Raw genomic sequence first — 25776 nt, forward strand, 5'->3', positions numbered from 1 at the left:
AAACAAAAGCCCGCAGACTCCGTTTAAAGAGGCCGCAGGCTTATTCGTTAAGGTCAAACGGACTAGATTTTATGCTTCTTCCGGTATTCCCCGGGCGTCATGCCGGTAAACTGCTTGAACTGCCGGTTGAAATAAATAATGTTTTTGTAGCCGACCCGCTCCGCGATCTCATAGACTTTCAGGCAAGGATCCGCCAAGAGCTCCCTCACCCGGTCCATGCGCCGCTCATTCAGCCAGTCGCTGAACAAGGTGCCGGTCTCTTCCTTGAACAAGGTACTTAAATAATTCGGAGTAAAATCAAAAAACGCCGCTACTTCCTTCAGCGTAATTTTCTGCTCCAGCCGCTCGTCCACAAACGCCATAATGTTGTCGAACAGCTTGCGCTTTTGCTTCTGCCGCTTGACGTAGAGCAGCTCGGATAACTCGAAGAACCTTCTCCGGAGCCAGGACAAAATATCGTCTATCGTCTCGAATTGGAACAAGACGGCCGCTTTCTGCGCATCCCACTTCAGCAGCTCGTACAAGTTCTCGCTTTGCTGCAGCAGATCGGCATGCAGCTTGGACGTTACCCGAATGATAAGATCATAAGCATATTGCTTCTGGGACACATGCTCATTCTTGTCGAACAACTTAAGCAACCGGTCATCAATCGCCACCAGGTCATAATTCAGAATCGCATCCAGCATCTGCTCGACGTTTTCTTCTACATTAGGTTCAAGCTTATCTTCTCTTGCCGTACCGGATACGTCCTTGATAAGCCGGTTCTTGCCAAGCAGCCACTTCGCGCTTAGCGCCGCTTGCGCTTGCCGGTACGATTCGCGCAGCTCCTCGCCATCTCGCGCCGAGCCGCCCGCGCCAGCCGTAAGAGTAACCGGAAAGCTCTGCTGAGCTTCTTTCACAAGCTCTTCCAGCATGGCGGTAAACCGCTCGTCCGAAATGGGCGATAAAATAACGATTCGCTGGTCGTGGCTAGCAAGTACGGTTCCTCCGTTATGGTCCGTAACGAAACGCTCCACATACGCGGTGATGCTGCGGATTAAACCGCGCCGCTCCGGCTCGGGGATTTTCCACTCCACATCATCGATCTCAATAACCGCCGCCGCTGCGCCATATTCAAGCAGCGAAGCGAGAAAAGGCGTAATATGCTCCCGTTCATGTTCCTCCGACGCATCCGCCAGCCATTTGAGCAGCAGCTCCCTGTTCACGAGCGATAAAGCTTCGTTAACGATGGAATGGCGTTTCCGTTCGCTCTCCACCTGCTTATACACCGTCTCCAGCATCTCATGAAGCTCTTGATCCTTCACCGGCTTCAGCAGATAACCCGAAGCGTTCATCTGTATCGCTTCCTTCGCATACTGGAAGTCTTCATGCCCGCTGATAAAGACAACCTGCACATGCGGGTTCAGCTCCTTCGCCTTCCGGGCAAACTCCGTCCCGGACATAATGGGCATCCGGATATCCGACAGGATCACGTCAATCCGCTCATCCTCTATCAGCTTTAACGCTTCGAAGCCGCTGCTGGCCGTCCCCACAACCTGCAAGGGCAGCGGGCTTGCGCTCACTCTGCGCCGCATCCACTCCAGATCTACCGCTTCGTCATCCACTAACAATACTGTTATCATGCCAGCTGTCTCCTTTGCTCTTCCTCATCCGCGTTGCCCTGCCGGTCAATCGGCAGCAAGATGCGCACCGTTGTCCCTCCGCCAAACACGCTTCCGATCTCAATGCCGTATTCGTCTCCATAGCGCAGCTTAATGCGGTCATCCACGTTGCGGATGCCGTAACCGCCCGACTGTCCCGGCTGTGCCATAACGGTCTTCAGCGTTTCCGGCTTCATCCCGATCCCGGTATCGATGACTTTCAGCTCGATTCTATTCCCGGCTGCTTTGCCGCTGATCCGGATGGCGATATGGCTGCCGAACCACGCATGCTTGAAGATATTCTCGACAAAAGGCTGCAGAATCAGCTTGATCACTTTGCAGTCTTCCAGTCCCCGCTCCATATCGATATGGACATCAAATTTACCTGCGTATTTAATACGCTGGATATCCAGATAAGCTTCAACCTGCTCCAGCTCCTTCGCGAGCGGAATAAATACCTGTCCATCGTTAAGCGTAAGCCGGTAAAACTTCGCAAGCCCTTCGACCATGCCCGTGACCTTTTCCGTCTCCGACAAATTGGCAAGACTTCCGATCGTGGATAAGGTGTTGTACAGAAAATGCGGATTAATCTGCGCCTGCAGCGCTTCAAGCTCGGCTTGTTTCTTCTGAATGCCTTCCACATATACCTTCTTGATTAGATCCTGGATGTTCTCCGCCATATCGTTAAATGCCCCTGCAATATGGACAAATTCATCGTTGCCGCTGAAGCGGAGCCGCTTCTGAAAGCTGCCCTGCTGGAAGGAACGGAGGAACGTAACGATCCGTCTCATTTTCCGTCCGGAAAGCCTCGCAACCAGGAACCCAATAAACGACATGAACAAAAAGCTGATCAGGCAGACGGAGAAAATAACGCCTCCCAGTTTGCCGGCGTCCTTGCTCAAGTATTTGCGAGGCACAAGCGTCTCAATGACAAAACTCGTGTTCGGAATCTTATTCTGCATGACGAGATAGGTATCCTGATTCACTTCCGTGTGCTCGCTGTCGCCCCGTTGATAGTAGATGGTGCCGTTATTCGAGTCAACAAGACGCAGAACAAGCCCTTCCTCGGTTGGAAACGCTTTAAAGTCGCCTAATAAATCATCCATTCTCGTCGTAATCCGGACATACCCGATAATCGTTTTGTAGTCATTGTAAGAGACCAGCTTCCGGAAATGAGAAATATTGTCGAGGCTTTGATCCGTATCGACCTGCAGCCAAATATTATCGCGGTCCGAATCCTTAATCTCCTGGAACCAGGACTTATTCGTAATTTCGCTGTACGGCAAAATATAATAGTCGCTGTCCTGGATTTCCTCGTACATGTTGTCCCCGTCAACCTCGTTCAAATAACCGTTCGTCGTATACACAAGGAGTCGGATGTGGTTGCCGTATAAATGCAGCGGCGCCTGAATTTGAGGCACGATCTCGTCGAGCATCGTCAGATAGGTTTGGAACGGGTCGCCTTTCTTCTGCAGCGCGCGTTGGAAAGACAAACTTCCGAATAGCGTATCGGACATCCGCTGGATCTCGTCGAGCTGGTAGCTGAGGTTATTTTCCGTCTGCTCCATCGCGGTCTTAATGTTCGTCTCTGCCATTTCCGTACGGGACTTCACTAGCATCGTATACGAAAAATAGCCGATAACCACGTCCGTAACTAAGACTAGCAGCAGGTAGGAAATCATCATTTTGTACGTAAAAGGCATGAACGTTCTCATCCGCTTGTCCATGTTTGCCGCATCCTCCGGTCCTATCTTTTTAATTAGGGGTATCATAAACGAATTCGCCCAATAAATAAATAGGAGATTACTTGAACGCTCGGGACATATCCTCCATAGCCGCCCGCATAGTTATGGTATGAACGGTATTTAAGAAGTACGGGGGGATAGCGGAATGAATCAGGATGAAATCCGTGCACTGGAATATGCCATTGATGAAATTACTGAAATCGCACAAGGCTTTGGGCTCGACTTTTACCCGATGCGATATGAGATTTGCCCGGCGGATATCATTTATACCTTTGGCGCATACGGCATGCCGACACGCTTCAGCCACTGGAGCTTCGGCAAGACGTTCAACAAAATGAAAATGCAATACGACTTCGGTCTAAGCAAAATATACGAGCTGGTCATTAACTCCAATCCGTGTTACGCCTTCCTGCTCCAAGGTAACTCGCTTATTCAGAATAAACTGATTGTCGCCCACGTCTTGGCCCACTGCGATTTCTTCAAGAACAATGCCCGCTTCAGCCAAACGAACCGCAATATGGTCGAGAGCATGTCCGCCACGGCCGACCGGATACATCAGTACGAGATGGATCACGGCACGGAAGCCGTTGAGAAGTTTATTGACGCGGTTCTTGCCATTCAGGAGCATGTGGATCCTACGATCATTAAGCCTTACCAACTGGATAAAACCCGTTACATTGAGCTGCTGACGAAGGAGAAATCCCGTTCCACGAAGCAGACGGCGAAATCCGAATTCGAAGATTTGTGGTCACTGGAAGAAATCGAAGAGGCCCAAGGAGCGCCCGGAACGGCATCCAACCATTTCCCGCCGGAGCCGGAGAAAGATCTCGTCTGGTTCATCGAGGAATATTCGCCTAAGCTTGAGCCTTGGCAGCGGGATATTATGTCGATGCTGCGCGACGAGATGCTCTACTTCTGGCCGCAAATCGAGACCAAAATCATGAACGAAGGCTGGGCTTCGTATTGGCATCAGCGCATTATTCGCGAGTTGCCGCTGACGAGCGAAGAGACGATTGAATTTGCCATGCTGAACTCTTCCGTTGTTGTGCCTTCTCGCCATAGCCTGAATCCTTATTATCTCGGCCTGAAGATCTTCGAAGATATCGAGAAGCGCTGGGATAAACCAACGAAGGAAGAGCAGGAACGGTTCGGACGCGTGCCGGGCAAAGGCCGGGAAAAGATGTTCGAGGTTCGCGAATTCGACTCGGATATCTCCTTCCTCCGCAATTACTTAACGAAAAATTTGACGGATGAGCTGGATCTGTATGTCTTCGAGAAGAAAGGTCCAGAGTGGAAAATAACCGATAAATCATGGGAAAATATCCGCGAGCAGCTCGTCTATTCCAAGGTGAACGGCGGCTTCCCGAGCATCACCGTCACAGACGGCGACTTCAACCGGATCGGCGAGCTTTACCTGAAGCATAACTACGAAGGCACCGAGCTTGACTTGAAATATGTCGAGCGAACCCTTCCTTATGTCGTGCATTTATGGGGCAAAAACGTTCATCTTGAAACGATCGTCGAGGATAAAAAAATCGTGTTCAGCTGCGACGGGAAAAAGACGAGCCGGAAGTTTGTGTAGCGCGCGCGAACGAGAACAAATAAAGACCGGGAACAGCAGCTTTTTGCTGCATCCCGGTCTTTATTACGCTTCTAATTGCTTCTGAGGTTTATAACTCCGCAATATGAAGAAGGCTACCATCGCAACCGCTAAGCATACCCAATATACATCGCGAATGCCCACAAACTGCGCAACAAGGCCGCCGCCCAAATTCCCCAGCAATCTCCCTAGAATGGATCCGTTGTAATACATCGTTGAAGACATTCCCGGCGAGTTTGGCAGCAGCTCCGTGAAGTAACCCAATCCATTTCCCATAACAATGGCTACAAACACCGCTTGTAGAATCTGGGCCACGATTAGCTGCCAAGCATCCGTAGAGACGATCAGAACGATGTTGTACAGAATTGAAATAAAGCAAGCACTGATCATAAGCGAATGGTTAGATAGCTTTTTACCCAATGCCCCGAGCACAAACATAATTGGAATCTCCAAACCGGCACATATACTAACGACAAGTCCAACGTCTGTATGAGTCCCGTGAAGTTCATTCACAATTAACAACGGAGTGATAATCCCATTTATCGCATTTACGGCCAGCAGAAAGATAATGGCAATCATTGGACTCCAAATCCGTTTTCGATTGATGGCCTGTTTTTCGATATCAACGGACTTCGTTTTTCGAAGAGCACTTCTATTTGGCAAAAAGATAAATACAATCGCCGACACCGTGATAAAAATAGCCGCCGTGCCCAAGAAGAGTCCTCTGTAGTTACCCCCTCCTAAAATAAGCGTACCAAACAAAGGTCCAATCAAGAATCCAAGCGATACTAATGAACGTAGAATAGACATCGCAAACGTCTTTTCTTCAGACTTGCTTTCGTTAGCCGACTCCTGGGCATAAGCATAAATTTGCGGCATCGCAGAAGCACCTAATCCACTGAAAAAACTAACCATAACGAGTAAAACCACATAATCATTAAACGCGGTATAAGAAAGGTAACCCAATGCGGACGAAATGGTTGCTATTATAATAATTCGTTTTCGATTCAATTTACGATCGGAGTACTTCCCAATTATGGAGTTGGCCAGAACTCCGCTTAGCGAACTCACTGCCGTGAATGCGCCGAAAGCTCCAGCACTCATCCCCAATTCCTCCGTGCAATAGAGCGCTAGATAAGGCATTGTAATCGAAATTCCTATACCGATCAGAAATACGCAAATAATAAACAAACGGTAGCCTTTTATTGAGAACAGGCTTTTTAATCGCGTGTACATATGATCCTCCTATCATTATGGTCGCAGCAATCATTCCTTACTTCATTATTCCGAAAAATAAGCTAAACCGGTATCACGTTTCTCCTAGATCCTTGCCCAATCCTCTCAATTTGGAACAAAAAAAAACAGCCAGACATTAAGCTGGCTGCCGTTCATTCGTTTACGCTTTAAGCCGTTTGACATCCTGTCTGGGCGAAGCGCCATACATTCTAGAATACTCGCGGCTGAATTGCGATGGACTTTCATAACCTACCCGAAATGCGACCTCCGAAGCATCGGCCGACTCCGATATCATCAACCGGCGAGCTTCCTGCAATCTAAGTTGTTTTTGAAATTGGATCGGACTCATCGCGGTGACTTCTTTAAATTGCCGATGTAACGAAGAGATGCTCATATTCGCTAATTCAGCAAGTTCTTCAATCCGCAGAGAATTGGAGAAATAATTGGTGATATGCTCGATCACTTCCTTGATTTGCTGGGTCGAGCTACCTTCAATCGCGATTTGTTCAAGAAGTCCTCCATGCTCTCCTCTTAAAACTCTATATAGAATTTCCCTAATGAATAACGGTGCAAGCATCGGAATATCTTGCGGTTCGTCCAATAAACAAACTAACCTGACTATCACATCCATAAGGGGCGTTTCAATGCGACTGACGAACATGCCCCGTTTGGCATGGCTTCTTGACCCTACACCAATATCAGAATCGCGCAGAACTTCCAACACTTGTTTTGCCGTAAATTCAAGCTTGAAACCAAGATACGGCACATCCGGAGTTGCTTCAGTAACTTGAGAAGTAACAGGCAAGTGAACAGATGACACCAAGTAGTCTGTTGGGCTATATTTATACCGTTCTTCTCCAAGCCATACTTCCTTCGCTCCTTGAACCACCAAACATAAGGACGGCTTGTATACACCGGGTCTTGGCCCTGACGAATTTGCTTGGCGCATGAAGTACATAGACGGAATGGCGGTTTCATGAACACCGTCGGTTTGCGCGTATCGTTCTATAATCTTGGCGAGTTTGCTCTGCTGTGCAGCGATTAATTCAGACATATGGCAATGTCCTCCGTTATTTTATAAATCCAATTATAATGTAAACTCGCATCCTAAATAAATGGCACTGAGAGGATTAGGCAATGATTTAGGACGATTGGGATAACGGACCTGCTGTTTTTCCGTTCATAATAAGCATGTCGACTATATTGAATATGGAGGACTACTGATGCAAACTGTAATATTGAACAATGGTGTTAAAATGCCTCTGCTCGGTTTTGGCGTGTTCCAAATGCGCGATGCGATTGAATGCGAACAAAGCGTTTATGACGCTATTATGGCAGGCTACCGGCTCATTGATACCGCAGCTTCGTATTTAAATGAGGAAGCGGTTGGACAAGGGATTAAACGCAGCGGTGTAGCAAGAGACGAGTTATTTATCACGACGAAACTTTGGGTTCAGGATACCGGATATGAGCGCACAAAAATAGCATTTGAAAATTCATTAAAACGACTGCAGCTAGATTATTTGGATTTGTATTTAATTCATCAGCCTTATGGAGACGTTTATGGTTCATGGCGGGCCATGCAGGAGTTGTACCGCGAAGGCAAAATTCGGGCAATCGGCGTCAGCAATTTCCATGAGGACCGTCTGATTGATCTCATCCTTCACAATGAAGTGATTCCTGCCGTAAACCAAGTTGAGACGCATCCTTTCCATCAACAAATCGAGAATGCAAAGTTTATGAAAGAACATGATGTGCAGATTGAATCGTGGGCGCCTTTTGCCGAAGGGAAAAATAATTTATTCCACAACGAGGTACTAGTGGCTATAGCCGAGAAGCATAATAAGTCTGTTGCTCAGGTCGTGTTGCGTTGGCTCACGCAAAGAGAGGTTGTCGTCATACCGAAGTCGGTTCGCAAAGAAAGAATTATCGAGAATTTCAACATTTTCGACTTCGAATTATCCGAAGAAGATATGCAGTTAGTGGCTTCGTTAGATACGAAACAAAGTTTGTTCTTTTCGCATCGGGATCCTGTGATGGTTAAAGGGATCGGTACTCGCAAACTCGATATTTAATAACAAAAACCGCAATCCTATCGGCCATTGCAAATGGCACCGGATTGCGGTTTCTTTATAGTTAAGCGTCCGTTCTGCCGTAACTTCTCGCGAATTGTTTCATCTTCTTATAAGCTTTGGGATTAAGCCATTTCATCGGATAAAACTGCGGATGATTGGAGTTGACCTCGATGACCCACAGCTTCTGATCCTGATCGTAGGCAAAATCAATGCCAAGCTCATGCATCCCTTTGCGTTTGCTGCTTAAATGTTTGGCAATCTTCAGCGATTTGGATTTCATGTCCGCCTTGCGCTTTGCGGTAGTTGCCGCCGACTTGCCTTGTTTTTTTCCGAGTTGCTCCATGGTATAAAGCTTTCCGCCTTGATAATAATTGGTGACGATTTTATTCCGAGCTGCGGCTTTCACCGAAAAACAGTTAACCGTCCATTCTCCTCCCGGCTTGCGCTGCACCATTACGCGAATGTCGTATGCCCGGCCGTTAACCTTGTCGAGAGCAATCCCTTTTTGGATGATCAGCTTTTTGTCCGACTTCTTCTTAATATAATCATAGACCTGCGAAGCCGAGTCTTTATGGCTGCTCAGCTGCTTCTTTTTGACGATATGTTTGACCGTATATCCGGAGCCGTCCAATTTCTTTACTTTGAAGATCCCCATGCCTAACGAGCCGGAATCCGGCTTCACATAAAGAGAAGAATGGCTGTCAAGCATCATTTCCATATTGTCTCTGCTGAAAGATACGGTATGAGGAACAAGCTGTTTCAGCGTATCATGTTCATTCAAATACTTGCATACTTTTAGCTTGCCGTAGATACTTTTGCTATTATACTTCTTGTCATACATTCTCTTCACCCTCCACTGCCAGTGTATGAGACTTGCATCTCTATCACTTGTGCGGAAGTGGATAGGCCACCATACAACTGCAGCAAGCAAAAAAAAAAGACTGCTCCCGCATTGGCATCGGAGAGCAGCCTTTCTTATGGAATTTAGCCTGTTTTCCCTTACGTCCGCTCTTTATCGAGCGCCCCATTCGAACTGTTGGCTCACTCGTCTTCGCCCTTTGTCCAAGTTGCCCTTCCCAAAGCACCAGGTTAACGCGAAATGGAACGTCGTGATGCCCAACTAGTTGAATGCGGGTTCCCACCCAACCTTAGGCTCTATTCCGTAATGGTTTTCGTATACGTACTGCTTGTTGTAATATAAGCGGTTTTACCGTTTACTTTCACTTGGTACCAGTAGCTGTTGGCCTTTTTGACCAACTCGGCTTTTTGGCCCAGCTCGAGTCTGCCAATCGTTGACGAACTTGAGCTCGCCGCAGCTTTCAGGCTGACCCAACCTTTAACGGTTACCACATAAGTAGTCTTCTCCGTTGACGGATTCGACGGTTTCGGATCCGGCGTTGGCGTTGGCGTTACCGTACCTCCGGAATTGCCTCCAGTGGATGGACCGTTCCAAGCCGGCACAGCCTTTTGAGGCGGTAGCACATACGATTGCGGAATCGTAGGAGCCTTTATCGTTTTCCCGGCCATACCGGTGAATCCGGCTGCAGGAACGACGCGGCGGGCTTCCTTGAAGTTCTCGCCCCACCAATATTCCCAGCCGTCAACGGTACCAAGCGCCGTCGGATTGCCGTCAGAACGTGTCCCAATAACGACCGGCTGGCCGTCTCGGTTGGTCCCCATATAGATCGCCACATGCATAATATGATCGGTTTCCTGCCACGTCAGAATATCGCCTAACTTCAGATTCTCGATACCCGTCAGCTTCCATTTGCCGTTTACTTTTTGCTTGCCGACACCAGCCACCTTGGTGCCAACCGTATTATATTTCGCGGATGTGCCGGTTATATCGAAGCCGAAATCACCAAATACAAACCGTGCAAAGCCCGAGCAGTCCTCGTAACCGTATTTGCCGTAAGCATCATTTCCGCTGCCGTAAACCATATACCCGTTTTCCATATACCAGATTGCCCGTTCAACAATTTGATAAGCGAGAGTGCCCGATTGACTGCTGTACTTCGAGCGGAAGTCAGCGACATTGTAGAGCTCGTCCTTCACATAGCTATCAGCGTTTATGTATTGATTGTACTTCTTTACAGCGCTGGCCGTCGTCCAAGTTGTGCTGGCGTTTGCGATCCCGGCGGTACCTAGTAAAGAGCCTATAATAGCGAGGCTAAGTAGTTGCTTTTTCATGTTTATACATCCCTCCCACACCTATTAAAATATGATTCCAGCAGTATCCGCAATGACCAAAAAATTCCTCCATAGATAAACAGGCCCAATCTTATAACCTTCTCATTTTCTATCTATTTCCAATATTTTTTATTCGTTAACTTGTATGAAACACACGTTCAAAGTCAATCCAGGACTGGGATGGAGCGTTTACCGAGCATCAAGGTTTTAGGTATTTCACCTCAATTTACGTGGATACAATTTCCACTAAAATCATTTCCTCAGTTGGTAAAGATGAGAAAAAATTTAGGAAAAAGGGCCCAATAAAGCGTGATACCGGTTTATAGCAATTCCCCTCTATCTTTACTATAATTTTAATAATACGTACAACTTGAGAATCAGGACATCCGGGGTGATACCATTGCCGCAAAATAAATTTACCGGCTATAGGGTTATGTTTAACGTAGGATCAAGGTTTATGGTTCATGTTTACATGAAAGAGGAGTATTACGAACAGTGGCGGCTTACGAGGGATCAGCGAATTAAGGATGTTGTCATTGAAGAGGTTGAGGTCGAACTTGATTATTTTTTGGGTTAAAAATAAACAAAGGCTGCTGTCAAAGATTCAACAGCGATCGCTGAATCTTTGACAGCAGCCTTATTTAGTTTCGCTTCAATCCTCAATCTTCCGTACATCGACCGTTACCTTCAGCCGTTGCTCGCCGTTGCCGCGGTAAACGCCTTTGACCGGCACAATATCCTTGTAGTCCCGTCCATGGCCCAACTTGACATATCGCTCGCCAACCGGCGCTTCGTTGGTCGGGTCAAAGCTGCACCAGCCTAGCTGGGGTACATAGGCTTCTACCCAAGCATGCGAAGCTTGCTCGAAGTCGGCGCTGCCGCCAGTCAGATCGCCTACGAAATGATAACCGCTCACGTATCGGGCCGGAATATGACGCACGCGGGAGCAAGCAATCATCAAGTGGGCGAAATCCTGGCAAACTCCGCGCTTGCGTTCGATCATGTCGCTGGCTTTTGTCGTCACCGTTGTTGCTTCCGGGTCATAAATAAACTCGGTACGGATCTTGCTTGATAACGAAATGAGCCAGCCAAGCACGCTGATCGCCTCGTCTTCCTTCTGCTCCACGGTATTCGCATATTGCTCCACTTCGGGCGTAATATTCGTATAGGCCGTTGGCAGCAAAAACTCCGCAAACCGGTTAGCCGCTTCCTCACTCTCGAGCCACGCCCACGCTTCCCTGGCAAGCTTGCCGTTTAGAAGCGCGGCTTGCTCTTCCGGACTAGGCGCATGTCTGGTGACCACGGTCATTTGAGTCCGGATCGTAAGCCGCTTATGCGACGGGTTAACCGAGAAGGAGTGGACCCGGTTGCCGAAATAGTCCTCATAACTGAAGAGGGACGCGTTCGGCTCAATAAAGATGGCCTGCTGATAGCAGGATTGCCGTTCATTTGTACTTGGGGTCAGCCGGATTTCATTGACACTGTCCGTAGCTGCCTCCTCGTAATCGTATTGCGTCACGTGGGATATATTCAGCTTCATGCGCTTGCCTCCCCCATCCGAAAAAAGGTCTTGGCGAAAGAATGGCCAAGCATCTGGCACGACTCCAGCAAATGTCCGATAATGGACCCGTTCCGGTCAACAATCATATCCTCATGCTCAAGACATGCCAGATCCGCTTTCACTTTGGCCACTTGACGGATCACGCGATCATGGGCCATCCGGAGCTGTTTATCCGAAAGTTCAATCTGCTTCATATGCTCGTCGAGGGCGTGGAAGGAGAAATGGACCGAACGCGGGAAAGATTGGTTCAGTATGACGAACTCCACAATAGCTTCCACCGACATGCCGTCGGCATAATAACGGCGGAAGGATTGATGGCCGCTTAACGACTTCAATACAGCCTGCAAATAAGGATACGCTCCCGCATTGTTCCAGCCGTCTCCAACAGCGGCATTACCAACTGCTTTTATAATCCGAAGGGTATTCTCCGAACGCTCCAGGAACCGTCCGCATTCGATGAAATGCCATTCATTCTCGCGCGGCATCACCGATTGGCAGAACCCCTGGAACAATGCCGTCCATTCCCTGATTCGTCCATAAAACAGATGCGGCGATTCTTTCATTAAATCTTCCGGCTGTTTCTCGCGCAGCCATAAATAAAACGAATTGATGGTGTCCCAAAGCTCGCTTGGAACCTTCTCGCGCAGCGTGCGCAGATTGCCTCGCGCATGACTGATGCAAGAAACGAGCGAATTGGCATTATCCCGGTCTAACGTAATGTAATGAAGTACGTCTTGCTCCGTGTAGCTGCCGTATTGCTGCTCATAGGAACCTCGGCTGCCAAGCGCGTCTACAATTCGAGTCCACTTGCAAGGCACTTCACTCATTTCGCCGTCTTGACCGCAAGCCTCAACGCCTAATTCATCTTCTGCCTGAAGGTGATAATGGACATCAATTAATCTCGCATGGTTCTCCGCCCGTTCCATATAGCGGCCGATCCAAAACAACGCTTCAGCGTTTCGGTTAAGCACAGCGATACCTCCATTTCTTGTTCAACAATCTTATTAACGATTTAACACCCACGTATCCTTGACTCCCCCGCCTTGCGAAGAGTTAACGACCAGCGAACCTTCCCTTAATGCCACACGGGTAAGGCCGCCTGGGATAACATGCGTGGAATCTTCTCCCATTAGCGAAAAAGCTCGCAAATCGATATGCCGCGGAGCCATTCGTCCATCGATCATTACCGGGGCGCGCGACAGCTTCATTGTCGTCTGGGCAATGTAACGACTTGGATTTTTTTTGATTTCCTCCGCAAACTCCTTGATTTCTTTCGGAGTAGCCGTTGGGCCGATCAACATGCCGTATCCGCCGGATAAAGAAGTTTCCTTCACCACGAGTTGGTCCAGATGCTCTAGCACGTAGTCCAGCTCATCCTTCCGCGATAACAGATAGGTCGGCACGTTATGCAAGATCGGCTCTTCTCCCAGATAATAACGAATCATATCCGGAACGTAAGCATACACTGCCTTATCGTCGGCAACTCCGGTACCCGGTGCATTTGCAATCGCAATATTGCCGGCCCGGTAGGCATTCATAAGCCCCGGAACGCCAAGCAGCGAGTCCGGCTGGAAGGCAAGCGGATCCAGGAAATCATCGTCGATTCTGCGGTAAATAACGTCAACCTGACGAAGGCCCCTCATATCTCGCAAATAAATTTTGTGATCCTTATACACAAGATCGCGGCCTTCTACCAAATGGATGCCAAGCTGCTGCGCCAGGAAAGTATGCTCGTAATAAGCCGAATTGTAGGATCCCGGAGTAAGAAGGGCAATTAACGGGTCCTTTTTCCCTTTGGGCGCAAGCGACCTTAACGAGCTCAGGAAATAATTCAAGCTTCGCTCGATGCTCTGAACCGATGAGGACAAATACAAATCATGAAACAGCTCGCTCATGATCGTTCGTCCTTTGAATAAATAGGAGAACCCGGAAGGCGAACGAAGATTGTCCTCGAGGACAAAATAACGGCCTTTCTCGTCTCTAATTAAATCTATGCCGGAGGATGTAATATAAACGCCTCCCGGAACGTCTAACCCCATCATTTCTGGTCGGAAATATACGTTGGACACAATCATTCGCCTTGGGATAACCCCGTCGGCCACAATGCGCTGGGAATGATAAATATCGTGAATGAACATATTAAGCGCTTTGGTCCGCTGACGAACGCCGCGGTCTACCGCTTCCCATTCATGTTTAGGGATAACGCGAGGAATATAATCAAATGGAATGGTTCTTTCAAGAGGTTCGCTCTGATTGGGACTGTACAAGGTGAAGGTGATTCCTTCTTCCATCATGCGCTGGTTGAGGGCATGTTGCCTCATCGTCAATTCCGAAGGTTTCATTCTCGCGAACAACCGATGGATATTGTCATAGTGAGGACGAACCGAAATGTCTTTCTCGAACATTTCATCGTAAAATGATTGCGAATCGTAATATTGCGACTGCGACTGTTTGGCCGTCGACATGCCAACCGCCTCCTCCATGATGGTACAGCACCTCATTTGATGCCTACATTGATGACTACCTAAGTTGGCTTGCCACCTTAAAGCAACTTAATGTGAGTAATTCTGACACAAAAAGCTTAATATCGTTAATGAAAGTAATTTTTTGTTAGATTTATCATACAAGAATTGGATTTTCATGTCAACTTATATAGCATAAAAGCAGGGCTTCTGCGCTGGCGAAGAAACCCTGCTTTATATCATATGCCTATTCTCTTGTTATGTATTCAATTGCCGTAAATCTTTTGCAACGGAATCCACGGTTTGTACAAACACGGCAAGCTCTTGTGATCTTGCTGCCTGATTGCGGGCTTCAACCGATGTTTTTTCCGACTCGATCTGAACCAGGTGAATCTTCTTCTGAATCTCGTCCATATTCGTTTGAATGGTCTCAAGCGCCGATCGCGACGATGCGGCAAGCTTCCGGACTTCATTCGCGACAACCTCGAAGCCTCGTCCCATCTCACCTGCGCGCGCTGCTTCAATAGCTGCGTTCAGACCTAGAAGATGCGTCTGATCGGCTATGCCCCGGATTAACAACCCCATCTCCGTAATGCCGGCCAGCTCTTCCTGCAAATCGCCTAACAATTCATGGGAACGGCCTTGCGACTGGGAGGTCGATACAGCAGCCTCGGCGATCGACTGGGCACCTTGGTCAAGCTCGGTCATTAATCCGGCCAGCTGCTGGGCCGATTCCGTAATCGTTGTCAGCATGAGAGAACGCTGGTCCGCCAAGTTCTGAATCAAAGACTGCTCGGCACGGTTATAGGCTTCAAGCACAAGCTGCGAATCAAGATTGAACATCTTGGACAACGAGTGCAAAACGGAAGTCCAGCTGCCTGGGATAGCGCGCTGCAGCACGGATGCCGCAATATCGAGATAAGTCATATAAGTTCCGAGATACCAATCCGTCGTAAGTCCAATCCGAGAATGGACAAGCCCCACCGTAATCCGGTTTTCGATATAAGCCTGGTCAATCACGCCGGAGGCAAGCGACAGCCAATAACCTCGCTGCGTTGACTTCAGCCTTTCAATATTGCTCACGTTCGAGATGATGTCCATAAGATGCGGCTGGCTGCCAATGCTGTCGTAGAACCGGTCAACCACTTCTTCTACTACCTGTTCGAATATCGGCCGGCAATCCGAAAGTCTCTTCAAATCTTCTTCTGTTATGCGGGTATATTCCAGCTGCTTGCGGCGTTCTTCTGAGACTTGAATCATAGATCTAATCTCCTTTAGTTATTATGTACTATAGATTATATCGGAAAATATTGGACGAGCTTGAACGCAAACGTGTATTCTTCATGACAAGAGGATAGTTAAATGAGCATACGGAGCAATTGAATGTTCTTCCGATCGCCATTGCTCGGGGATTCCTCGAATCAACCGTCAACGGTTGGAATCCCCAGAGCAAAAGCGAACGCTAACGCTTCTACAGAATCATTCGAAATGCTCCGTATGTATTTAACTATTTAACAACTAAAAGCGGCTGTGCTAGGGATTGCCCCGCACAGCCGCTTTACAGACACAATTACAGATACAATATTTAACGATTTAATAAGCTGCCGACATAACGCAACAGTTCGTTGGCGCATACCGGGCAATAGCCGTGTTCGTCAATCAACCGCTTGGTTACTTCGTTTATCCGCTTCAACTGGCTTTCATCCGGTGTTTTGGTGGACGTCGTAATTTTTACGATATCCTTCAGATCGGTGAACAATTTCTTCTCGACCGCTTCACGCAGACGTTCGTGGCTCGTGAAGTCGAACTTCTTCCCTTTGCGCGAATACGACGAGATACGAATCAAAATTTCTTCGCGGAATGCTTTTTTCGCATTTTCGGATACGCCGATCTGCTCTTCAATCGACCGCATCAGGCGCTCATCCGGATCCATCTCCTCGCCAGTCAGCGGATCTTTAATTTTGGTCCAGTTGCAATACGATTCGATGTTGTCGAGATAGTTCTCGAACAAAGTCCGGGCGGACTCTTCAAACGAGTACACAAATGCTTTTTGAATCTCTTTCTTGGCCAGGTTGTCGTATTCCTTGCGCGCCACGGAAATGAAGTTCAAATATCTTTCCCGCTCCTCCTTCGTAATGGAAGGATGTTGATCTAGGCCGTCCTTGAGCGCGCGAAGCACGTCAAGAGCGTTGATACACGACATATCTTGTTTAATCAGCGCACTCGAGATCCGGTTAATGACATAACGAGGATCGATACCGGACATGCCTTCTTCGATATACTCGTTTTGCATTTCCTTCAGATCGGCTTCCTTGAAGCCTTCAACTTCTTCTCCATCGTACATTCTCATCTTCTTCACAAGGTCCATGCCTTGTTTTTTCGTTTCCTTCAGACGGGTAAGTATGGAGAAGATTGCTGCCGATTTCAAGGAATGCGGTGCAATGTGAATATGCTTCATATCGCTTTGACCGATCAGCTTCGTATAAATCTTCTCTTCCTCAGACACTTTGAGGTTGTATGGAATTGGCATTACAATCATACGGGATTGAAGCGCCTCGTTTTTCTTATTGCTGATAAACGACTTATACTCCGATTCGTTCGTATGGGCAATAATGAGCTCATCTGCCGAAATCAAGGCAAATCTGCCCGCTTTGAAATTCCCTTCCTGCGTCAGCGAGAGCAAGTTCCACAGGAACTTCTCATCGCATTTCAGCATCTCCTGGAACTCCATCAGACCGCGGTTCGCCTTGTTCAGCTCCCCGTCAAACCGGTAAGCGCGAGGATCGGACTCCGAACCAAACTCCGTAATCGTCGAGAAGTCGATGCTGCCCGTCAGGTCGGCAATATCTTGCGACTTCGGATCGGAAGGGCTAAATGTACCAATCCCCACCCGGCTTTCCTCGGATATAAGCACGCGTTCCACAACAACATTCTCAATATCTCCGTTATATTCTACCCGAAGCCTCATCTGGCAGGATGGGCACAGATTGCCTTCGATCCGAACCCCAAGCTCTTTTTCAATCTCTGAACGAAGCTCATTGGGGATCAAATGCAGCGGCTCTTCATGCATCGGGCAGCCTTTAATGGCATACACTGCGCCTTTTTCCGTTCTAGAGAAACGCTCCAGTCCTTTTTTGAGCATGGTTACAATCGTTGATTTACCGCCGCTTACCGGTCCCATTAAGAGTAGAATCCGTTTACGGACATCCAGCCTTCTGGCTGCCGAGTGGAAATATTCCTCCACCAGCTTCTCCACCGCGCGGTCTAGACCAAAGATCTCCTGTTCGAAAAATTTGTAGCGTTTACTTCCGTTACCTTCCTCCACGCCAAAGGATTCAATCATCTCATAGACGCGCGCGTGCGCAGTCATGGCCGGGGTCGGATCCTCTCTGAGCAGCTGAATGTATTCTCTGAAAGTACCCTCCCATGCAAGCTTCTCACTCTCTGTCTGATACTCTGATATTCGCTTGAAAATGTCCATGCCGTGCCTCCTCCCATCGCTTCCGCAATCCGCTAGTTTTCTTTCTGCCCGGGATTATCTCTACATCATTGATCGTGTGGACCAACTTTTTTACTGAAGTATTACAATCCTATGCTTAGTTCACTAGGAAATTGACCACTATTTTAGTCTGCAATCCGGCAATTAACGACAAGCATTTGCTATAATGAGGGGAGAAAGAGGGGAATTAACATGGCAGTTAACAAGGAAGAGGAGCTGTACAGCCCCATCAAGACCTACTACGAAAAGCTAGGTTTTACAGTAAAAAGCGAGGTTCTGCACTGCGATTTGGTTGCGATGAAACCGGATGGCAGCGAGGCGGTTGTTGTCGAAATGAAAAAAACGTTCAATCTCGCTTTGCTGCTGCAAGGGATTGAACGTTTGCGAATAAATGATCACGTTGTGCTCGCCGTAGAGCGCAACCGGAAGAAAAGCGGCGCACATAACCAGCGATTCGGCGATATTACGGAACTCTGCCGAATGCTTGGCCTTGGCCTAATGACCGTTACCTTCTTCAAAACAAAAGCTCCGCTTATTGAATTTCTGTGCGAGCCCGGCGAGATGCCAAGGCGCGGCATCCGCAGAACGAGGCAAGCAAGGCTGCTGAAAGAATTCCGCGAACGGAGCGGCGATTACAATGTAGGCGGAAGCACCGGCCGCAAGCTTGTTACCGCCTATCGGGAGAAGGCGCTTCGGGCCGCTTATGCCATGCAGCAGGCAGGCACCGTATCGCCAAGCCAACTGGCATCGCTGACGGGCAATCCGCAAAGCACCTCGATGCTGCGCAGCAATTATTATAGTTGGTTCGAGAAGATCGGACGCGGCCAATATCGGCTAACGGCAGCCGGCGCCTTAGCTCTAGCGGAGTATGCCGAAGTAATCGCCGAATGGAAAGAGACCTTTATTCTCCCGCCTGCGCCGGAACCAAGACCCAAGAAAGCATCCAAAGCGAAAGCTCCCAAAACGCCAATCCCCTTTAGCTACGAGCGGTAAACTCGCGGATCGCTTCCGCCAACCGCGCAACGCCAAGCACCGTTTTCTCCCCTTTATTATGGGTGAAATTAAGCCGGGCGGTATTTCTTTTGGGATGATTGGCGTAAAATGCACTGCCCGGAACAAACGCGACGCCTTTCGATACAGCCGCTTTCAAAAGAATTTCGGCATCCAGCCCCTCGGGCAGTTCCACCCACAGGAACATGCCGCCTTTGGGCTCAATCCAACGCAAGCCATCTATATTTTGCGCCTTAAGCAAGCGCTGCATTTCGCGCATGCGGTCTCCATAGGATTCCGAGATCACTCTGATATGATCGTCGAGCGGAAAATGCGCAAGCAGCTGGCTTAAGATCTGCTGGTCCATCGTACTGGACTGCAAATCCGCCGCCTGCTTGGCCTTCGCAAGCATCTTGATGACGCGGGTATCGCCGACTGCCCAACCCGTGCGGAGTGCCGGAGCAACGATTTTCGAGAAGGTACTTGTATAGATAACGCCGCCGCTCCCAAGTTCTTGATCAAGCGCAAATAAGGTCGGGTAAGCGGCATGTTCATCATACTTCAATTCTCCGTAAGGATCGTCTTCAATAATCGGTACATGATGGCGCGCGCAGATTTGAAGAAGTTGCTGCCTTCGTTCCAAACTCCATACATTACCCGTCGGATTTCCGAAAGTCGGCACCGTGTACATCAATTTCGGTTTATGCTGCCGAACCAAACGTTCTACATCTTCCGGAATCATGCCATGCTCATCGCTTTCCGCCGCTACTACGTTAAGTCCGTGCAGTTCGAATACTTGCAGACAAGCCAAATATGTTGGTCGTTCAACAAGTACCGTATCCCCGGGTTCCGTCAATACTTGCACAAGCAAGCTAATGGCCTGCTGGGATCCCGTCGTGATGATCATTTCCTCGGGATTCACATTCATCCCCTTCTGAGCCATACGCACGCATAGCTGTTCGCGAAGCGGCAAGTAGCCTTCCGTCAAACCGTATTGAAGCGCGCTTGTACCCGCGGAGATCGCGCGGTCGGCCGCCTCCCTTACTGCCTGCACGGGAAATAGCTCTTCCGCCGGCAAACCTCCCGCAAAGGACACGATGTCGGAGCCTTGCGTCAGCTTCAGAATATCCCGCACGACGGATGATTTAACCTGCGTCATTCTTGGTGCAAATCGAAACTCCATATTCAGTCTCCTCCCACAACCAAAACCATGATTTGTACTGCCATTATTGTCGCATAATAAAAAGAACCCATGCAAACTTAAACGTTTTCTTTTTCCCAAACCTTGGTTATAATGAAGCTAGCATATCGGAGGTGTCTACATAATGTCCATTACTTTCGTTATTGTTATGACAGTCTTTATTTTGTTCCTGACTGCCATCTTGACGTCTTCATACAACGACGACAAGACCAAAGGCCTTTAAGAAGAACAAAAAAGAAGCTTCCCCTGTTCCCAGGAGGAGCTTCTTTTTTTATGATCTCGTATGTTTTATTAGTGCTGTTATGGATGATCTATCCGATTAACGGTGATGAAGTTGCCCCATCTCACTCATACATGGCTCACATAGATAACGTTCTTTGAATTCTTTAACTTCTTCCATGGATCCGCAGAACACGCATCTTGGACGGTAACGCTCAAGAATAATGTGATCGCCTTGCACTAAAATCTCAACAGGATCCCCCTCATTCATTTGGTACCTTTTTCGAAGTGATTTCGGCAGAACAATTCGTCCGAGTTGATCCACCTTTCTAACCACACCTGCTGGTTTCATCTTTTCACCTCTTTATGTCTGGATTTGCAAGCTAACGTTGTGAAAACATTGCACAGTAGACTTTTCGATGGTCTCAAACGAATTCCTTCCTAAACAAGGATAATCCTTAATATCATGCAAATTCAGCGCATTCCTGGAAATTTATTCTGGCGCAATGCCTCAAATACAATGATGGCAGCCGAATTGGACAAGTTCAGAGAACGGACATCCCCAGTCATTGGCATCCGCATGCAAGTATCCAGATTCGCATCAATCAGCTCTTGCGGAAGGCCCTTCGTTTCTTTACCGAACACGAAAAAATCACCGTCTTGGAACTCGAATTCCGTGTAGACCTTGCTTGCTCTTGTACTCGCGTAAAAAAACCTGCCGCCCTGATTCGCATCCTGCAGTTCCTGGAAGGAATCATGATACTCCACATGAACCGCATGCCAATAATCCAGTCCGGCGCGCTTTAGAGTACGGTCATCAGTCTGGAAGCCGAGGGGACGGACAAGATGAAGATGTGCGCCTGTTGCGGCGCAAGTACGGGCGATATTGCCCGTGTTTGCAGGAATTTCAGGTTCAACCAATACGATATGAAAAGCCATAACTGTACTTACCTCACATTCTATGTCATTATACACGATTCATTATACTACCGCATTAGTGCCAAAGCGGCAATTTTTACATTAGGTTTACGTTACCTTAATCTCCACATAAACGTCGTCCTTCATAATGAAGTCATCATTTAGGAGGCAAAAGGAGAATAGATACGATGAAAAAGAAAATTTTGGTCGTCGATGACGAGCCTTCCATCTCCATGCTTATCGAATTTAACTTGAAACTCGCCGGTTACGATGTACGGTGCGTAAGTGATGGCGAGGCCGTATTCGAGATGTTAAAGCCCTTCCGTCCAGACCTGATCGTACTTGACTTGATGCTTCCGAAGATGGATGGTATTCAAGTATGCCGCGAGCTGCGTAAGCAAAGCAACGCTGTACCAATTGTCATGTTAACCGCCTTGCAGGATGTCACCGACAAAATCGCCGGACTCGATAACGGAGCCGATGATTATATGACGAAGCCGTTTAGCCCGCAAGAGCTGATTTCCCGCATTCAAGCCATTTTCCGCCGCATTCAATCCCTTCCGGGGCAAGCGGAGAGCACGACGTTCGATATCGGCCGTTTAACGGTTCGAGCGGAGCAACGCGAAGTTCTGATTGAAGGCAAACCCATTGAACTGACACCTAAAGAATTCGAACTTCTTCTCTTCTTATGTAAGCATAGAGGCAAAGTATTAAGTCGTCAGCAACTGCTTCACGGGGTATGGGATTACCATTTCCTCGGAGATACGCGTATTGTTGACGTTCATATCAGTCATCTTCGCGACAAAATCGAGCAAAACGCAAGAACGCCGGAGTACATTATGACGGTCCGCAATGTCGGCTATAAGCTTCATGCCCCTAATATGGCCGATTCGTCCCTTGCATAATCGCCCCAACAAGGAAGACCGCCTTTCCGTTTACGGAAATGGCGGTCTTTGTCTTTACTTAACCGTTACGACGCTGGAAGTCTGCCATAAATTCAGCAAGCGCTTTGCAGCTCTCATGCGGTACAGCGTTGTACGTCGAGGCACGCAGGCCGCCAACATCGCGATGGCCCTTCAGGCCAACAAAACCGTTTTGTTCCGATTCCTTCACGAACAGCTTCTCAAGCTCTTCGCTTTGAATACGGAACGTAATGTTCATCAGCGAGCGGCTGTCCGGATGAGCGCATCCGATGTAGAAGCCGTTGCTTTGATCGATGGCATCGTAGATCAACTTCGTTTTATCGCGGTTGAACTGCTCCATAGCCGCTACGCCGCCATTGCCTTTGATCCATTTAAGAACCAGGTTAACCATATAGACCGAGAAGGATGGCGGTGTGTTATAAAGCGAGCTTGCTTTTGCATGGGTATCATAACGGAAAATAGCCGGGATGTTCTTCGGGCTTTCTGCTACGAGATCATCGCGAACGATAACAACCGTAACGCCAGAAGGTCCGAGGTTTTTTTGCGCGCCGGCATAGATCAAGCCGAATTTGCTAATATCAATAGGACGGCTAAGAATATCGCTCGACATATCGGCAACAAGCGGTACATTGCCAAGGTTTGTCGGATACTCCTGGAACTGTACGCCCCCGATTGTTTCATTGGAAGTCATATGAAGGTAAGCCGCATTCTCCGGAACGATAAAATCATTCACATTTGGCATGCGCATATAGTTGTCGCCTTCAGACGAAGCCGCGATTACGGTTTCACCGATCAGCTTCGCTTCCTTCAGCGCTTTATCAGCCCATGCGCCGGTTTTGACATAAGCGCCCGAACGACCTGCGGAAAGAAGATTCATGGGAATCATGGCAAACTGCTGGCTTGCGCCGCCTTGCAGGAACAGTACATGATAGTTATCCGGAATACCGAACAATTCGCGCATGAGTGCTTGTGATTCATTATTCACTTGCTCATACAGTGCGCTGCGGTGCGACATCTCCATAATGGACATCCCTGCGCCCTGATATTCGACAAATTGCTCCTGCGCCTGTTGCAGCACTTCAAGCGGTAAAGCGGCCGGTCCTGCATTGAAATTATACGCTCGATTCATTTCCGTTACCCACCTTCTGGTTTTGTTACATCCGAGTGTGATCTCACATGATATTGATTATGATAGCAATTTTAGTGACTATCTTCAAGTATAATTACAACATGTTAGTGACAAAAAGTCGAACGGAGATTAATCATATGGTAAATAATATTCGGATTTTCACCGCAATATCTATTCCAGACTCTATAACCGGACAAATCGTTAGCCATTTGCCTAGTTGGCAGGAAAGACTGTCCTTCCAGAAATGGGTAGACCCGAGAGATCTGCATATTACGCTTCATTTCATCGGGGATGCCTCCCCTTCTTCGCTCGAGGCCGTTCAGAATGCGATGCAGGAAGCTGTCTCCCGGTCCCGGCGTTTCTCGATCGAGCTGTCGAAGCTTGGCAGCTTTGGACGCGAGGATCGGCCGTCCGTGTTGTGGTTAGGTCTGAATAGCTTGCCCGAAGAGTTGCTTCAGCTCCATCAACGGCTAGGCGAAACGCTTCATTCAGGTATCGGTTACACGCCAGAGACGCGTCCATATCGCCCTCACGTCACCTTAGCCCGCAAATACATCGCCGATAAGCCTTGTTCGGTCGAATATTTGCACAACCTCTCCGACTCCTATCAGCAGCAAAAGACAGCATTTGACGTAAACCGAATAACCTTGTACCGCACCCGCCTGGGCGAAAGTCCTATGTACGAGCCGCTTGTTGTCTTAAATTTCGACAAATGAAAAGCGGACCCCTCCAGGGGCCCGCTTGAATAAGTGCGTTTCGAATTAGCAGCCGAAATACAGGCTGTACTCGTGTGGATGAATACGGATCGATACCGCTTTAGCTTCGCTGCGTTTAACGGCAACATAGTTAGCGATGAAGTCTTCCGTAAATACGCCGCTTTCAGTCAAGAATTCGGAATCCGCTTCGAGAGCGTCAAGCGCTTCGTCGAGTGTACCAGGTACGCTGCGGATTTCTTTTTTCTCTTCTTCTGGCAGTTCGTAGATGTTTTTGTCGAATGGACCATAGCCCAGAGCTACAGGATCCAGTTTGCGTTTGATACCGTCCAGACCAGCAAGCAGCATAGCCGCGAATGCCAGGTAAGGGTTAGCCGTGGAGTCCGGCGTACGGAACTCGATACGGCAGCCTTTTGGCGTTACCGATGCGATTGGAATACGTACTGCTGCGGAACGGTTACCTTTGGAGAATACAAGGTTAACCGGTGCTTCGTAACCAGGAACCAGACGTTTGAACGAGTTTGTCGAAGGGTTCGTCAAAGCGATCAGGGCTGGAGCATGGTGCAGAACGCCACCGATGTAGTTCATAGCCAGCGGGCTCAGGTTGCCGTAAGCGCCTTTTTCATAGAACATAGGAGCGTCGCCATCGAAGATGGACATATGCACGTGCATACCGGAACCGTTGTCGCCGAACAGTGGTTTTGGCATGAAAGTAGCCACTTTACCGTATTGGCGAGCTGTGTTGTGAACGATATATTTGTACAGCATCAGGTTGTCAGCTGTTTTCGTCAATGTGTCGAAACGGAAGTTGATTTCTGCTTGGCCTGCAGTTGCAACTTCATGGTGATGACGCTCAACGCGAAGGCCAACTTCTTGCATCAGGCGAACCATTTCGCTGCGGATGTCTTGTTGTTGGTCAACAGGAGCAACTGGCACGTAACCGCCTTTTACAGGAACTTTAAAGCCCAGGTTGCCGCCTTCTTCTTTACGGTTTGTGTTCCAACCCGCTTCTTCGGAATCCACGTAGAAGGAAGAAGAGTTCATTGTGCTTTCGTAGCGAACTTCGTCGAATACGAAGAATTCGGACTCAGGCGCGAAGAATGCAGTAGTACCGATACCGGTAGTTTGCAGGTATTCTTCCGCTTTTTGAGCGATGCTGCGTGGGTCACGCTCATAACGCTCGCCGTCCGGTGTATGAATGTTACACATAATGTTCAGTGTAGGATGATCTGTGAAAGGATCAACGAATGCTGCATCAGTATCTGGCATCATTACCATGTCAGATTCTTCGATACCGCGGAAACCTGGGATCGAGGAACCGTCAAAAGCTACACCGTTTACGAAAGTATCAGCGTCAACTTCTGTCGAAGGAAGAGTAATGTGGTGCGCGCGACCAGCGAGATCCACGAAGCGGAAATCTACAAACTGGATGTTGTTTTCTTGAATTTGTTCCAAAACTTTTTGAACTGACATCAGATATTTCCTCCATTTCCGAACATTTGCATAGTGGTGAACAGTTATTGTTCAAGTTTCGCGTTAAACTATGAGGTAATTATAAAACTACGGTTTAGCATCGTCAATACTTATGTCAGGTATTTTTTATTCATATGTGAGGTATACTTACAAGTTTAAACATTTGTTCACAATTAAGCCTTTACATTCGCTCAAAAAATCC

21 protein-coding genes are annotated in these 25776 nt (G+C 48.2%); 5 read left to right on the plus strand and 16 right to left on the minus strand.

The window, feature by feature from the left end:
* Positions 1-62: 62 nt before the first annotated feature.
* Together QQK89_RS00840 and QQK89_RS00845 are read right to left on the minus strand one after the other, a co-directional pair.
* Entirely contained in the window at positions 63-1622 is a 1560-nt protein-coding gene (locus QQK89_RS00840) for a response regulator transcription factor (protein ID WP_284236506.1), read from the minus strand.
* Positions 1619-3367, minus strand: a complete 1749-nt coding sequence (locus QQK89_RS00845) for a sensor histidine kinase (RefSeq protein WP_284236507.1) — start codon at positions 3365-3367, stop codon at positions 1619-1621. Before QQK89_RS00845 ends, QQK89_RS00840 begins: the two co-directional genes overlap by 4 nt.
* 163 nt (positions 3368-3530) lie before the next feature.
* Here QQK89_RS00845 and QQK89_RS00850 point away from each other — a divergent pair, with 163 nt between their 5' ends.
* Positions 3531-4967 carry a SpoVR family protein gene (locus tag QQK89_RS00850; RefSeq protein WP_284236508.1) on the plus strand — a complete coding sequence of 479 codons (1437 nt, stop codon included), beginning with the start codon at positions 3531-3533 and terminating at the stop codon, positions 4965-4967.
* 63 nt (positions 4968-5030) lie between these two features.
* Here QQK89_RS00850 and QQK89_RS00855 read toward each other — a convergent pair whose 3' ends face one another.
* Positions 5031-6221: a sugar efflux transporter gene (locus QQK89_RS00855; RefSeq protein WP_284236509.1), complete on the minus strand. Its 1191-nt coding sequence runs from the start codon at positions 6219-6221 to the stop codon at positions 5031-5033.
* 160 nt (positions 6222-6381) lie between these two features.
* On the minus strand, positions 6382-7275 hold the full coding sequence (locus QQK89_RS00860) for an AraC family transcriptional regulator (protein WP_284236510.1): 894 nt from the start codon (positions 7273-7275) through the stop codon (positions 6382-6384).
* Between the two features lie 169 nt (positions 7276-7444).
* Here QQK89_RS00860 and QQK89_RS00865 point away from each other — a divergent pair, with 169 nt between their 5' ends.
* Complete coding sequence (locus tag QQK89_RS00865; protein ID WP_284236511.1) at positions 7445-8296, plus strand: aldo/keto reductase; 852 nt, start codon at positions 7445-7447, stop codon at positions 8294-8296.
* Positions 8297-8357: 61 nt separating this feature from the next.
* Here the strand turns inward: QQK89_RS00865 and QQK89_RS00870 are convergent, their stop codons facing one another.
* The 7 genes from QQK89_RS00870 to QQK89_RS00900 form a co-directional block, all read right to left on the minus strand.
* Positions 8358-9137, minus strand: coding sequence for a YheC/YheD family protein (locus QQK89_RS00870; RefSeq protein WP_284236512.1), 780 nt, complete (start codon positions 9135-9137; stop codon positions 8358-8360).
* A 314-nt stretch (positions 9138-9451) separates the two neighbouring features.
* On the minus strand, positions 9452-10486 hold the full coding sequence (locus tag QQK89_RS00875; RefSeq protein ID WP_284236513.1) for an NlpC/P60 family protein: 1035 nt from the start codon (positions 10484-10486) through the stop codon (positions 9452-9454).
* Between the two features lie 652 nt (positions 10487-11138).
* A complete protein-coding gene (locus QQK89_RS00880) occupies positions 11139-12026 on the minus strand; it encodes a transglutaminase family protein (protein ID WP_284236514.1) in 888 nt (295 codons plus the stop codon).
* The gene (locus QQK89_RS00885) at positions 12023-13018 is read right to left on the minus strand and encodes an alpha-E domain-containing protein (RefSeq protein WP_284236515.1); all 996 of its coding nucleotides are present in this window, start codon (positions 13016-13018) and stop codon (positions 12023-12025) included. The genes QQK89_RS00880 and QQK89_RS00885 overlap by 4 nt, the downstream gene beginning before the upstream one ends.
* Before the next feature lie 33 nt (positions 13019-13051).
* Positions 13052-14512, minus strand: coding sequence for a circularly permuted type 2 ATP-grasp protein (locus tag QQK89_RS00890; protein ID WP_284236516.1), 1461 nt, complete (start codon positions 14510-14512; stop codon positions 13052-13054).
* Positions 14513-14767: 255 nt separating this feature from the next.
* Positions 14768-15769: a globin-coupled sensor protein gene (locus tag QQK89_RS00895; protein ID WP_284236517.1), complete on the minus strand. Its 1002-nt coding sequence runs from the start codon at positions 15767-15769 to the stop codon at positions 14768-14770.
* A gap of 325 nt (positions 15770-16094) precedes the next feature.
* Complete coding sequence (locus tag QQK89_RS00900) at positions 16095-17990, minus strand: PrkA family serine protein kinase (protein WP_284236518.1); 1896 nt, start codon at positions 17988-17990, stop codon at positions 16095-16097.
* Positions 17991-18200: 210 nt separating this feature from the next.
* Here QQK89_RS00900 and QQK89_RS00905 point away from each other — a divergent pair, with 210 nt between their 5' ends.
* Positions 18201-19001: a DUF2161 family putative PD-(D/E)XK-type phosphodiesterase gene (locus tag QQK89_RS00905; RefSeq protein WP_284236519.1), complete on the plus strand. Its 801-nt coding sequence runs from the start codon at positions 18201-18203 to the stop codon at positions 18999-19001.
* Here QQK89_RS00905 and QQK89_RS00910 read toward each other — a convergent pair.
* From QQK89_RS00910 to trmL, 3 genes are all read right to left on the minus strand, one after another.
* Positions 18985-20181 carry a PLP-dependent aminotransferase family protein gene (locus tag QQK89_RS00910; protein ID WP_284236520.1) on the minus strand — a complete coding sequence of 399 codons (1197 nt, stop codon included), beginning with the start codon at positions 20179-20181 and terminating at the stop codon, positions 18985-18987. The two genes, QQK89_RS00905 and QQK89_RS00910, sit on opposite strands and share 17 nt — an antisense overlap.
* A gap of 337 nt (positions 20182-20518) precedes the next feature.
* Complete coding sequence (locus tag QQK89_RS00915) at positions 20519-20770, minus strand: AbrB/MazE/SpoVT family DNA-binding domain-containing protein (protein WP_284236521.1); 252 nt, start codon at positions 20768-20770, stop codon at positions 20519-20521.
* Between the two features lie 122 nt (positions 20771-20892).
* Positions 20893-21357, minus strand: coding sequence for a tRNA (uridine(34)/cytosine(34)/5-carboxymethylaminomethyluridine(34)-2'-O)-methyltransferase TrmL (gene trmL, locus QQK89_RS00920; protein WP_284236522.1), 465 nt, complete (start codon positions 21355-21357; stop codon positions 20893-20895).
* Positions 21358-21524: 167 nt separating this feature from the next.
* On the opposite strand from trmL, the gene QQK89_RS00925 reads away from it, so the two are divergent.
* Complete coding sequence (locus QQK89_RS00925; RefSeq protein ID WP_284236523.1) at positions 21525-22241, plus strand: response regulator transcription factor; 717 nt, start codon at positions 21525-21527, stop codon at positions 22239-22241.
* A gap of 58 nt (positions 22242-22299) precedes the next feature.
* Here the strand turns inward: QQK89_RS00925 and serC are convergent, their stop codons facing one another.
* Positions 22300-23388 (minus strand): 3-phosphoserine/phosphohydroxythreonine transaminase, encoded by a 1089-nt coding sequence (gene serC, locus QQK89_RS00930; RefSeq protein ID WP_284236524.1) that lies wholly within the window; start codon positions 23386-23388, stop codon positions 22300-22302.
* Positions 23389-23525: 137 nt separating this feature from the next.
* On the opposite strand from serC, the gene thpR reads away from it, so the two are divergent.
* Positions 23526-24104: an RNA 2',3'-cyclic phosphodiesterase gene (gene thpR, locus QQK89_RS00935; RefSeq protein WP_284236525.1), complete on the plus strand. Its 579-nt coding sequence runs from the start codon at positions 23526-23528 to the stop codon at positions 24102-24104.
* Positions 24105-24149: 45 nt separating this feature from the next.
* Here thpR and glnA read toward each other — a convergent pair whose 3' ends face one another.
* Complete coding sequence (gene glnA, locus QQK89_RS00940; protein WP_284236526.1) at positions 24150-25574, minus strand: type I glutamate--ammonia ligase; 1425 nt, start codon at positions 25572-25574, stop codon at positions 24150-24152.
* Positions 25575-25776: the final 202 nt, after the last annotated feature.

It is taken from the genome of Paenibacillus glycanilyticus (assembly GCF_030161375.1).
In the GTDB taxonomy this organism is placed as follows: domain Bacteria; phylum Bacillota; class Bacilli; order Paenibacillales; family Paenibacillaceae; genus Pristimantibacillus; species Pristimantibacillus glycanilyticus_B.